At 39.2% G+C, this 13474-nt stretch carries 10 protein-coding genes; all 10 read right to left on the bottom strand.

The window, feature by feature from the left end:
• Window positions 1–75: 75 nt before the first annotated feature.
• The 10 genes from greA to recD2 all read right to left on the bottom strand — a co-directional run bounded on the left by greA (window position 76) and on the right by recD2 (window position 13374).
• A complete protein-coding gene (gene greA, locus EF384_RS06900) occupies window positions 76–555 on the bottom strand; it encodes a transcription elongation factor GreA (RefSeq protein WP_123780577.1) in 480 nt (159 codons plus the stop codon).
• A gap of 115 nt (window positions 556–670) precedes the next feature.
• Entirely contained in the window at window positions 671–1309 is a 639-nt protein-coding gene (gene udk / locus EF384_RS06895; protein ID WP_123780575.1) for a uridine kinase, read from the bottom strand.
• Window positions 1310–1430: 121 nt separating this feature from the next.
• Window positions 1431–2552 carry an endolytic transglycosylase MltG gene (gene mltG, locus EF384_RS06890; protein WP_123780573.1) on the bottom strand — a complete coding sequence of 374 codons (1122 nt, stop codon included), beginning with the start codon at window positions 2550–2552 and terminating at the stop codon, window positions 1431–1433.
• 917 nt (window positions 2553–3469) lie between these two features.
• Window positions 3470–6082, bottom strand: coding sequence for a YhgE/Pip domain-containing protein (locus EF384_RS06885; RefSeq protein ID WP_123780571.1), 2613 nt, complete (start codon window positions 6080–6082; stop codon window positions 3470–3472).
• A 21-nt stretch (window positions 6083–6103) separates the two neighbouring features.
• A complete protein-coding gene (locus EF384_RS06880) occupies window positions 6104–6583 on the bottom strand; it encodes an RrF2 family transcriptional regulator (RefSeq protein ID WP_123780569.1) in 480 nt (159 codons plus the stop codon).
• Between the two features lie 194 nt (window positions 6584–6777).
• The gene (locus EF384_RS06875; RefSeq protein ID WP_123780567.1) at window positions 6778–7113 is read right to left on the bottom strand and encodes a DUF1292 domain-containing protein; all 336 of its coding nucleotides are present in this window, start codon (window positions 7111–7113) and stop codon (window positions 6778–6780) included.
• A gap of 51 nt (window positions 7114–7164) precedes the next feature.
• Entirely contained in the window at window positions 7165–7584 is a 420-nt protein-coding gene (ruvX, locus tag EF384_RS06870; protein ID WP_123780565.1) for a Holliday junction resolvase RuvX, read from the bottom strand.
• Window positions 7584–7847, bottom strand: coding sequence for an IreB family regulatory phosphoprotein (locus EF384_RS06865; protein WP_123780563.1), 264 nt, complete (start codon window positions 7845–7847; stop codon window positions 7584–7586). Before EF384_RS06865 ends, ruvX begins: the two co-directional genes overlap by 1 nt.
• Before the next feature lie 64 nt (window positions 7848–7911).
• Window positions 7912–10554, bottom strand: a complete 2643-nt coding sequence (gene alaS / locus EF384_RS06860; protein WP_123780561.1) for an alanine--tRNA ligase — start codon at window positions 10552–10554, stop codon at window positions 7912–7914.
• 300 nt (window positions 10555–10854) lie between these two features.
• Window positions 10855–13374 (bottom strand): SF1B family DNA helicase RecD2, encoded by a 2520-nt coding sequence (gene recD2, locus EF384_RS06855; protein ID WP_123780560.1) that lies wholly within the window; start codon window positions 13372–13374, stop codon window positions 10855–10857.
• Window positions 13375–13474 lie beyond the last annotated feature (100 nt).

The following is a 13474-nucleotide window of genomic DNA, read 5'->3' as shown; positions in this document are numbered from 1 at the left end:
ACATTAAATGTCGAAGAGCCAAAAAAAGTGCATACCCTCCATAATGGACAGTATGCACTGATTTGATATCAACGATTAGATTGCGTCGACGCTGGTAATTCTAACTTCCATGTCTCCGCCTGGTGTAGCGATTGACACTTCGTCACCAACACGTTTGCCGATTAAAGCACGAGCAATTGGTGATTCATTTGAAATTTTACCATCTAATGGATCTGCTTCTGCACGACCAACGATTGAGTAAACTTCTTCATCACCATCTGGTAATTCGATAAATGTTACTTTACGTCCTAAAGAAACGACACCTTCATCTACTGAATTCGGGTCGATAATTTTAGCGTAACGCACCATTTTTTCTAATTTTTGAATTTGGCCTTCGACAAAGGCTTGTTCATCTTTTGCTGCTTCATATTCAGAGTTTTCAGATAAATCTCCGTATGAACGTGCAATTTTAATACGTTCGACGATTTCTTTACGTTTAACAATTTTTAATTCTTCTAAATCATGTTGAATCTTTTCAAGACCTTCTTGGGTCATTGGATATGTCTCTTCTGCCATACTTCTTCTCCTAACAACATATAGTACTATTAACCTTAAAAAGATTAATAGGAACACAATATCATGGAAACGCATATTTTGCAATACACTTTAACTAATATTGTAAAAATAAATGCTATTCTTCAATTTTTAAATCCGCTGGTAATACAGAACGGATTTTTGTTGTCATTAAATCGATGGCAACATTGTTTGATCCACCTTCAGGAATGATGATGTCTGCAAATTTTTTCGTTGGTTCAATAAATTGTTCGTGCATTGGTTTCACAACAGTTGTGTATGCATCGATAATTGAATCTAATGAACGGCCACGTTCAGCCATATCACGTTTAATACGACGGATGATACGGATATCATCATCAGTATCAACGAATACTTTGATGTCCATCAAATCACGTAAGTCTTTGTCAGAGAAGATTAAGATACCTTCAATGATAATAACTTCTTTTGGTTCTACTGTAATTGTTTCTGTAGAACGGTTATGTTGTGTAAAATCATATACTGGCATTTGAATCGCTTGTCCATTCAATAAAGCAGTAATATGTTGATTTAATAACTCTGTATCAAATGCTAATGGATGGTCGTAGTTTGTTTTCGCACGTTCGTCCATTGTTAAATGACTTTGATCTTTATAATAAGCATCTTGAGGAATATAAGCTAAACTTACATCTCCAAATTCTTCCATAATTTTACGCGTTACAGTCGTCTTACCAGAACCTGTACCACCTGTTACCCCAATAATAATTGGTTTGCGCATAAAAAAACACACCTTCCTAATATTCAAAAAATTAGCTCAAATTCACTGCTATTAAATATAGAGAAAAAATCTCCTAATTGCAAGTAAATTCAAGCTATTTTCTATGGTTTATGTATATATCTTATAAATCTGCGTTTGCTTCTGTAACATATTGTTCAACAAGTGCTGCATGTTCTTCATATGTTTCAGAGTAGTAAACTTCCCCTGTTTGTAAATCTGCTACGAAGTATAAGTAGTTTGATTCAGTTGGGTTCATTGATGCTTCAATTGCTTCAAGACCAGGGTTGTTAAATGGACCTGGGCCTAAGCCAGTATTGATGTATAGGTTGTATGGTGAATCAACAGCAGCATCTTCATTTGTTACATATGCTGAATGTGTATTGTTAGCATATAAAACAGAGATATCTGATTGAATTGGCATATCAATTGCTAAACGGTTTGTAAATACACCCGCAATCAATTGACGGTCTTCCGTTGTTGATGCTTCAGCTTCAACTAAGGATGCTAATGTTAAGAACTCGTGGAAAGTATATCCAGAAGCTTCAATTTCATCCACATGTTGTAGACGGATATTTTCCATTTCAGTAACCATCATCGTTACGGCATCAGCCACTGTCGCTGATGAATCTAATTCGTATGTTGCTGGGTATAAGTAGCCTTCCAATTTATAACGAACATCTGCATTTTCAGAAACATCTGTTAATAAATCTGGATATTGTGCTAATAGATCATTGAATAGACCTTCATCTGTCATTTGCGTCAAGACATCAGCTTGTTCTAAGCCCATTGTATCTGCAATAATTTGTGAAATTTCTTCTAATGAACTACCTTCAGGAATTGCTAAAGTTGCCACTTCGATTGTAGCACCTTGTTGTAATTGATTTGATGCTTCTTGGAAACCTAAGTTTTTGTTTAAGGTATAAGTTCCCGCTTCGATGGCATCTTCACCAGTTAATCTTAGGTAAGTTACAAACAAGTAGTCGTTAAAAACAACACCTTGATCATCTAAGATTGTAGCAATATCAGATGCTGTTGCTCCTTCAGGAATTTCAACTTCTACAGTTTCATCAGAACTACCAAATCCACCTTGAATAGCCATAAAACCTACTGATAAACCTGCAACCACTAACAAGCCAATAAATACAAGAATCACCCACATAGTGATTTTTGAAGCCGTCCCATTTGATTTCTTATCAATTTGTTTCTGTTTCTCGTAAAATTCTTCACGCGCTTTCTTAGACATATAGCGACTCCTCTTCTAGTAAACTAATATAATCATTATACATGAACAGCCAAAATAACAACATAAAAGTTGGCAAAAACCAACAAACGTAAAAAAACTGTAATATTGAACAGGATGTGAGAAAAAGCGTTATGGCCCTAACCACTGGAAGAATAGTGCCGTGGCACAAGCAGTGTGACGCAAACTATTCTGAAGTGGACAAGGGACAGCTTTTTCGAACTCGACTTGATAGGATGTGAGCGCGGGCGGTTAGACAGGTAACACTGGAGGGAATATGCAGTAGCCAGCAAAGCTTGCTGCAAATATTTCCGACGTGGAGACCTGTCTGCCCAAGCGAGCTCAACTTCAGGATGTGAGAGCTTAACACTATCATTCATCTGAAGTGGATAGTATGTTATTTATTTGTATGATTGTGTATATCTGATTAAAAATATACATTATGTGGTGCAAAGATAGGCTTGAATGAACCTTTATGAGAAAAAACGGCTCTTAAAACGATCTGTATGAGCCAACTTCAAAAACACAGATCACAACGCATCTCTGTGTGAACTATTTTTTCTCATTTTTGAAAGAACAGTCCTTTGATGTGTCCAAATAAGGTTTATTTTATTTACAAACATACAATCTTATAAAACTGGACCATAAATTTTATTCTAGTGTGGGGCTCATCCAAATATGGCTTCAAAATCAAAATGAAGAGGTCTTTTGTCCCATCCCCAATCTAATCTGAAGCGCAGGGCTTTCTGGAGGCCCGAGCTCAACTTCAGAATGCGAAATCCGTACCATGATACAAGTCTCAACTTCAAAGATTAGCCCCACCAGGAGTTGACGAGCCTGAGACATTGCCCTAAAAACAAGACAAACGCGATAAGGAAGATTGCCCTCTTTACCGCGTTTGCTTTTTTCACAAAATGACACTAAATTGCTGCTTGGGTGTCAAATTGATTTGCTTTTATTTTCTTGTTGTTCACTGTGTAGAATAAGATGATCAAGAGATTGACGATTATTAGAATCGCAATCAGCACGAGCAGGTCGCTTCGAATGCTACCACCGATGGCAAATAATTGTCTATAGGCATCTACTGAGTAAGTCATTGGTAGATACGGATGAATGGCTTCAAAGAATGGATTTGATAATTGAATTGGGTAGGTACCGCCTGATCCTGATAATTGTAAAATCAAGAATATCAACATGATGAATGACCCTATTTTATCAAATAGTAAGTTGAACAACATCACAATCGAAATGGATGTGAGTGCTGTTACGATGGTTACGAGTATGGTTTTACTCATTGAGTAAGTTTCCAAGCCATTGACTGTGTGTAGTAAAATTACCATGATCAAGGACTGTAAAATGCCGACTGCGGCCAAAACTGAGAACTTACTTGCCCACCAGCTTACGCCGTTTTTCGGTGTGCCTTTTGGACTATAAATGTCATACATCAAGTTCAAGCTAATGGCACCAACGAATAAAGCAACTGACATCATATATGGTGCCATTCCCGTCCCATTATTGGCCACTGCTGCAGTTTCGGTTTGGTCTGCACTCACCGGCTCAGCCATCATATCGTAGGTAGCATCAGTCGCATCAACTTCATTTAGACTTTGGCTACCATTTGCCAATTGGCTACTTAATTCAGTAGTTCCGTCTGCAATGGTAGCTAGACCGTCACCAAGTGTTTGTGAACCATCCGCTAATTGGTCTGACCCATCGGCAATTTGTGTTGCCCCATCGGCTAATTGGCTAGTGCCGTCTGTCAATTGGCTACTATTGGCAACTAATTGGCTAGAACCATCAGCTAACGCTTGAGTCCCTGCTTGCAACTGACTCGCGCCATCGGCTAATGTACCGGTTTGACTATTCAGTGTATCTAGACCGGCACTTAATTGGCTAGAACCATCAGTTAAGGCGATACCACCGGCATTTAATGTTTGGGTACCGTCATTTAATTGCGTCATACCAGAAGATAGTGCAGCAGCCCCGCCTTGCGCTTCATCAATTCCCTCATCTAGCGTTTGGGCACCAGATAATAAAGTATCGCTGCTTGCTGCCACTTGATTCACGCCATCGATTAATGTATTGGTACCATCATATAAGGCATCATAGCCATCAGCTAATTGACTAACACTTGTTTGAAGTGATGAGATTTGGCTAGCAATTGCCGTAACATCAATATCTTGTAGGCTAGATAAGCCTGATAAGTCGCTAGCGATGGTTTGCGCTGAAGTCGCTTGTTCAGACGCTACGCTTGTAAATTGGTTGCTAACTGCAGTGCTAACAGCCGCTTCTTGTTCAGGAGTTAAGGCTGCACCACTGGCTTCAATTGCTGTTAAAACAGCATCCGTGTTACTTGTCGGGTCGGCAGTCGCGACAATATTGGTCAACTGTGTTTGCACATCCGCGACAGATGTCGATAATCCCGCTAATTGATCCGTTACATCAGATAAATCGCCAGCCAATGTTGAATTTTGTAGGCTTGTATCTAGCGTATCCAAACCAGCTTGCATTTGGTCTAACCCGGTTTGTAGGGCTGCTATTTTCGCCGCTTGTTCTTCACTTGTTAAGCTAGTATTCAACTGTGCTAAGCCGTCTGTTAAGGCTTGACTACCTTCAGCTAATTGCACCATGCCATCATTTAAACTACTAGCCCCATCTGCCAATGTCACCGTATTGGTTGACAAAGTCGTTAAGCCAGCACTTAAAGTAGCACTACCATCGGCCAAATCACCTGCACCACTTGTTAATTGACTGACGCCTGAAGTTAAAGCAGGCATACTTTCCGTCAATTCACTAGTACCCTCATTTAGCGCCCTTGCACCCTCATTCACTTGACTCACCCCATCTGTATAGGTATTTAACCCAACATTTAGGGTATCTGCGCCATCCGCAAAAGTTAAACTAGATGATGCTAACGTTTCTAGATTTTCTGTAATTGTCTCATTACCGTCAGCAGCCGTTTCCACCCCATCAGTAATTTGACTACCACCATCCGCGGCTTCTTGCATTTTATCTGCTACCGTTTGGAGTTGTGAAAAAATCGTTTCCGCATAAATTTTAGTCACTTCATTCGATACGGAATCCTTTAGAGTATTGGCTGCAGAGGACGTCAACTTCGACGCAATATAGGAATGCCCAGCACTCGTTTCATAATCTAAGGTCATCTGTTTGGGATCATCTGCCAAAAGTGTAGTTGCATTTTCAGAGAAATCCTCTGGAATCGTGATGACCATATAATAATCACCGTCTGCTAGTCCTGCTTCCGCATCTGCTTTAGAAACAAATTCAAAATCCATAGCATCTGAATCTTCTAATTCTTCAACTAGATTATCCCCGATGGCCAAATTTTCGTCGTTATAGGTTACAGCCTTGTCCTCGTTGACAACGGCTACTGGCAAATTCGCCAATTTTCCATATGGATCCCACATAGAGCTCAGGAATATGACCGTATATAGCGTGGGAATTAATGCTATCCCAAATAAAATAATCATCATTTTTTTCTTTGTAAATATTGATTGCCATTCTTGCTTCATCAAAGCAGTGCACGTCCATTCTTATTCATTTTCTGTAGTTGAAACAATCGTTTCCCAATCTACGGTAGTTACTTGGTCAGTGCCTGCCATTAATAAGGATTCAAGTGTATATTTTTGTAATCTTTGTTTAAATTGTTGCTCCGCATCGAAGAAAACATCTAATACTTCGCGCTTCTTATTTTTAATCTTGTCTGCATGGATAAAAACCTTTTCGGCCAAATTAGTTGGACGAACAAAACTTTCCTCTCCTTCAATTGCTTCATAAATATGTAACATGGTCATATCCTTAGGTGATTTTTTTAGGACAAATCCCCCATCTTTACCTGCAATCGAATGCACAAGACCAGAAACGACTAAAGAACGCATGATTTTTTTCAGGTAAGAATCCGATACATCTAACCGTCGACTTAAAATCGTGCTCTTTAATGGGCGGTGATCAATCTGAGTTGCCAACATAATCATGATACAAAGGGCTTGTTCTACCCCACTCTTCATTTTCATTTAACCCCTCCAATCGTGGATAAATTTTATCTATGGATATATTCTATCGCTTAGTATTTTTATTTACAAGGATTTTTATTTTTCTTATCCAAATTTTATATTTTTGGCTTACGAAAAAATGTATACGAAAAAAGAGCATCCAAAATAAATTGGATACTCTTTAAACGTTAACGATTCAATTTTAGAAGTAAAGATTATAAATCTTCGTCTTCGATGAATGTTGCTAATACTTCTTCAACCATGTCCCATTCTTCTTCAGTTTCGATTGGGTTTAATTGGCCTTCGTAGCCTTCGCCACTTTCTACATATGAGAAAGCTTGTAATTCAACACCTTCGTCATCAGATACACCAGCAGGGTATACGATAACGTATGATTTGCCGAAGTCTTCTGAGTCAAATGTAAACAAGATTTCGAATAATTGTTCGTTACCCTCTTCGTCTACAATTGTGATGTGTTCATGGTCTGCATGGTCATGATCGTGGTCATGTAAATGGTCATGCTCGTGATCGTGGTCGTGATGTTCAGTCATGTCTTAATCTCCTTTAAATTTAAAATCTAGGTAAAAATCTATTATACACCATTATGATGGGTGGGAATCTAAATAATTTTGTAAAATTAGTACCGCAGCCAGCTTATCGATGACCTTTTTACGTTTCTTACGACTTACATCGTTCGCAATTAACATACGTTCAGCTTGAACGGTTGTTAAACGTTCATCTTGATAATATACTGGCAACCCAAAGGTATCGATCATTAACTGACCGTATTTTTGAGATGCTTCTGCGCGAGGACCAATTGAATTGTTCATATTTTTAGGTAGGCCAATGACAACGGCTTCTACCTTATACTCTTTAATCAATTCAGCCATACGGTCGATACCAAAATTGCCGCTCTCTTCATCGATAGGAATAATTTCTATACCTTGCGCCGTCCAACCAAATGGGTCAGATACTGCGATTCCTACTGTTTTAGAACCCACATCTAGTCCGATGTATCGCATTAATTACGTCCAGATTGTTTCATGTAGTTCACGATTAATTCTTCTAGAATTTCATCGCGGTCATGATAGCGAATGATGTTACGTGCTTCGTTATGACGTGGAATATAAGCTGGATCACCAGATAGTAAGTAACCAACGATTTGGTTTACTGGATTGTATCCTTTTTCTTTCAATGCATCATAAACGATTTCTAATGTTTCTTTGACGTCTTTTTCGTTGTTATCACCGAAATTAAATAGGACTGTTTCATCTTTATTAGTCATCAGAACACCTCCAAATATTATCTATAGTTTACCGAATTATACAAGTATTAACAAGAAATCACCACTATTTAGCGATAATTTCTTTTGCAAACGCAAGTGCATCGGCGATACCAGCTGGATTTTTACCCCCTGCTTGGGCCATATCTGGACGGCCACCACCGCCACCGCCAATTTTCGGTGCCACTTGTTTAATCAAGTCACCAGCTTTAACGCCAGCTTCGATTGCTTTAGGGCTAACCGCAATTAATAGGTTGGCTTTTTCATCGGCTGAAGTTGCTAAAACTAATACATCAGAAGATGCTTTTTGTTTCCATTCATCAGCAATTTTACGTAAATCATCCATAGAACGATTTGGTACGTTTTGTGCAATGATAGTTAAGTCACCAGCTTCTTCTACATGATCAAAAATTTGACCTGCTGCTTGCGCATTCATTTTATCACGTAATGCACCTAATTGTTGAACTGTTTCTTTATGTTCTTCTCTGAATTGTGCAAAACGACTTACTAAGTTAAAGAATTTCTTCACTTTTAAGCCTTCAGCTAATTCTTTCAGAATTGCTTCTTGTTGTTGGTATTCTTGAATTGCTGCTAAAGAAGTAACAGCTTCGATACGACGCACACCTGCACCGATACCTGATTCAGAAGTGATTTTGAATACCCCAATTTCTGCCGTATTAGCGACATGTGTACCACCACAAAGTTCGATAGACCAATGGTTCACATCGACCATGCGTACTTCATTACCGTATTTTTCACCGAATAATGCTTGTGCCCCTGCAGCTTTAGCTTGGTCAATTGTAGTAACAGTTGTCACAACTGGGAAAGCATCTGCGATAGCTTGGTTTACTTTTGCTTCCATTTCTACTAATTCATCCGGTGTTACTTGGCCGAAGTGAGAGAAGTCAAAACGTAAGTGGTTTTCAGTTACTAATGAACCTGCTTGGTTAGCATGGTCCCCTAAGACATCTTTTAAAGCTTGGTGAAGTAAGTGTGTCGCAGTATGGTTCTTTTCAATTGAATGGTGACGACGACGGTCCACTTTCAATACAACTGTTTGGTCTAATACTAATGGTGCTTCAAGCACAACTTCATGCAAGTGTTGACCACCTGGTGCACGAACAACGTTTACGACTTTACCAATTAATTGGCCATTTTCGTCAACAATTTCACCAGTATCGGCAATTTGTCCACCCATTTCAGCATAGAATGGTGTTTGGTCTGCAACAACATATACTTCGCTACCTGCTTGTGCTAGTGATACAAAGGCATCTTCAGCAAGAATTGTGTTAATACGTGTTTCAACTTCTAATTGGTCGTAACCAACATATGCAGAGTCAACATCAATTTCACCAAGAATGTCAGATTGTACAGCCATACCAGTTGATGATTTACGCGCTGCACGTGCACGATCACGTTGTTCTTGCATTGATTTTTCAAAGCCATCTAATTCAACTTCGATACCAGCATGTTCTAAGTATTCTTGTGTTAATTCTAATGGGAAACCATATGTATCATATAATTTGAAGGCTTGTTCACCTGGCATTAATTTTTCATGTGCAGATTTTAAGCTTGAAATAACTTCTTCAATAATCGCTTCACCTTCATTGATGGTTTCGTTAAAACGATTTTCTTCTGTCACAATCACATCTTGGATGAATGATTGGTCAGCTTTTACTTCAGGGTAATATGCTTCCATAATGTCAGCCACAACTGGTACCAATTGTGCTAAGAAGTTACCTTTGATACCTAAGCGACGGCCATGCATAATTGCACGACGAATTAAACGACGTAAAATGTAGCCACGACCTTCATTAGATGGTAAAGCACGGTCACCGATTGCAAAAGTAACGGCACGTACGTGGTCAGCAATTACTTTAAATGATACGTCAGTTAATTTTGAATCACCATATTTTGCTTTTGTACCCAATGCTTGAACAGCTTCAATAATTGGCATGAATAGGTCTGTTTCAAAGTTTGTTGGTGTATCTTGGATAACAGATACCATACGTTCTAGACCCATACCCGTATCAATGTTTTTATGTTTCAATGGCACGTATTCACCATTTGGTAAATGGTTAAATTGTGAAAATACGATATTCCAGATTTCTAAGTAACGTTCATTTTCGCCCCCTGGATACATTTCAGGATCTTCGTCTGGTAAATCTTGGTATTTTTCACCACGGTCATAGAAAATTTCAGTATCCGGACCACATGGACCAGCACCTAAGTCCCAGAAGTTATCTTCTACTGGTACGTAATGGTCATCAGACAAACCTGTTGTCTTTTTCCATAATTCTACTGTTTCAGTATCTTCTGGATAGTAAGTCATGTATAACTTGCTTGGTTCTAAACCTAACCATTTTTCATCAGTTAAGAATTCCCATGCCCAAGGAATAACTTCTGCTTTGAAGTAGTCCCCGATTGAGAAGTTACCTAACATTTCGAATAAAGTATGGTGACGAGCTGTAACCCCAACGTTTTCGATATCGTTTGTACGAATTGATTTTTGAGAGTTGGTAATACGTGGATTTTCAGGTACTACTGATCCATCAAAATATTTCTTAAGCGTTGCGACACCAGAGTTAATCCATAATAAAGATGGATCTTGAACTGGGATTAAAGAAGCACTTGGCTCTACACTGTGACCTTTTGTTTGCCAGAAGTCTAACCACAATTGGCGTACTTCTGCTGATGTTAATTGTTTCATATTTTCCTCCTATAATAGAAAAAACATAGCCCTGCAAATTGAGGACGACTTTGCGCGGTACCACCTCATTTGCAATGCTATGTTTACATTACCTCTCTAGTTGCTGGATAACGCTAGCGCGTAGTCTTTCGACTAATGAATATAGAAAGAGAGCATTTTATTGGTTGAGTGCTTGCACCTAATCACTCTCGCTAAGGGTCAATAAAATATGGTTCTTTCTGCTTGTCGGCTTTCCAGCCATTTACCTACAAATTATACTGACATATAGCGGTTTTTGTCAAGTTTTTCTCAGCTTACAACCTAGAAGTCATACGGACTAATACCTGCCATACCAATCATCGGATCAATCGTTTGTGTGATCACCATGTCAGCCGTCAAATGGAAATCTTTGGCTTCACTTATTGGCTCAGCTTGACTTTCCGCTTCTCCCACAACTCGATCATAACGCATTGGTGTTTTACCTTTTTCATTAGACTCTCGTGTACCACCATCCACGATGTCAACGACAACACCGGTATCTTCTTCACCCGCCAAAGCTTCTAACGTTTCGCTACTTTCAAGTAGGAAATCCTTCAGTTGTGTTTGACGACTTGCATCCACATTTTGAATGGCAATTTGATATGCTTCGGGGTCGCCACACATAATTAAGGACTGCTTGGCACGCGTAATTGCTGTATATAAAAGATTTCGCTTGAGCATCCGGTGATGTTGACGTACAAGCGGCACAATTACAATCGGAAACTCTGACCCTTGCGACTTATGAATCGATGTACAATAAGCCAAAGTAATTTCAGCAAAATCATTTCGTTCGTAGGTCACTTCAGTCTCATCAAACTTGACCACAATTTCATCCACTTTGTTGGTCGTTTCTTTTGCGAAAAAGATGGCTACTATCTCACCCAAGTCTCCATTGAAAACATTTTTTTCCGCCTGATTTTTTAGTTGTAACACCTTGTCGCCAACGCGGAATATCTGTTCAAAGTAGGCCAACTCACGTCGTTTCCCATCTGTATTGGGATTGAGGACGGCTTGCAACCGCTCATTTAAGGCATTAATACCCGCTTGCCCCTTATATTGTGGCGCTAGAACTTGGATATCCCGTTTATTATAGCCTTTATCGATAGCTTTTTTAGCAATAATCGCCACCAAATCAACAATTTGATCGGCATATACCTTGAAAAATGACCGGTCTGATTGATTGACCATCAGATCCTTAGGTACAACACCTTGTTTAATTTCATGTGCTAACTGAACAATTGTCGATTGATTTTTTTGACGATAAATTTCATCAAGTTCCCGCGTTTTCACTGTCTGTGACGATAATAAATCTGCTAAAACTTGACCAGGACCTACTGAAGCTAACTGGTCTTTATCTCCTACAAATATCACTTGCATAAAAGAAGGTACACTTGTTAATAATTTGAAGGCCAGCCATGTATCAACCATGGACATCTCATCAATAATCAACAAATCGGTTTCTAACATAAAGCCAGATTCATCCGAATCTTCACGGTCATCATCTTCACCCGTTAAACCTAACAAGCGGTGAATAGTAGATGCTGGCAAATGAATCATCTCTGTCATCCGCTTAGCTGCACGACCAGTTGGTGCCGCTAAGGAAATGGGAAAGGCACCTGGATCATACTCTTCCACATTTAAAGAAATATGATTTAGACGTGCATATAATTGCACAATACCATTCAACACCGTTGTTTTCCCTGTACCGGGTCCCCCCGTTAGAATAAACATTTTCGATGTTAAGGCTTCTTTAATGGCTTTCTTTTGGGCATTCCCGTATTGAATCCCAAAGTCCGCTTCTAATTTTTGAATTTCTTCATCTAAATCAACACCTGGATAGGATGGTTGATATTGTGGTTGTTGCATTTTGCTCATCATTTTGGCAATACCAACCTCAGCATAATACAAGGTTGGTAAGGCTACCCGTCCCTCTTCTGATAAAATGACACGCCCTGTCTCATTCATATCGGAAATGGTATCCGCAATGGCCTCCGCATCAATAAACTGGCTTTGCCCTTGCATCAGGACTTCTTGCGTTTTTTCGATTAAGGGCTTTTCCATCACATAGGTATTTCCGGACTCAAAGGTCGCGTGATTTAACACAAACATAACCGCCCCAGCAATACGCACTGGTGAATCTAAAGGAAATCCGATATTTAAGGCAATGATATCTGCTTTTTGAAAACCAAAACCACGAATATCATCGATTAATATGTAGGGATTTTCTTCTATGATAGTAATGGCCTCATTATGATAAAGCCCATAAATTTGGGCAGCTAAACGAGATGAGAAGCCCATTTCAGCCAATCTTACGAAGACTTGTTCATTGCCTCGCTGTGCCTTAATGCGTTCATGAAGTAATAATCGCGTCTTTTTGGATAAACCTTTTACAACACTTAGGCGGTCAGGTTCATTCAAAATGACTTCTATCGTTTCTTCCCCAAAGGCATCCACAATGCGGCTGGCTAAGGTTTCCCCAATTCCGGGAAATTGTTCAGAAGATAGATAGCGTATAAGTCCTTCTTTGGACGAAATACGTTTTGCTTCATAGGAAACTACTTGAAATTGCACTCCGTATTTGGCGTGGTCAACAAGTTTTCCCTTAAATAGATAGGTTGTGCCGTCCTGAATTGTCGGGAAATTCCCAGTCATGACAATTTCACTTTCTGAATACATGGTATTGGTTTCGTCCACCGATACCGACATTACCCGATAGAAATTTGTTTCATTATAGAAGAAAGTTGCCTTCACTTCACCAATGACATAATCCACCTGTGGCGCGTTTGTTTGGTCTATATTCATACTGGCAATTCCCCCTTTCTCACTTTTATCATCCTGCCTATTATACCATAGCGAAATTCGCTGAAAGGCAAAAATCCTTGGTCATTTTGTCTGCACACAA

The sequence above is a fragment of the Aerococcus agrisoli genome, from assembly GCF_003797145.1.
GTDB classification, from domain to species: Bacteria; Bacillota; Bacilli; order Lactobacillales; family Aerococcaceae; genus Aerococcus; species Aerococcus agrisoli.
The sequence above is the reverse complement of the archived record's forward strand: the minus strand, read 5'-3'. Positions and strand labels throughout refer to the sequence as shown.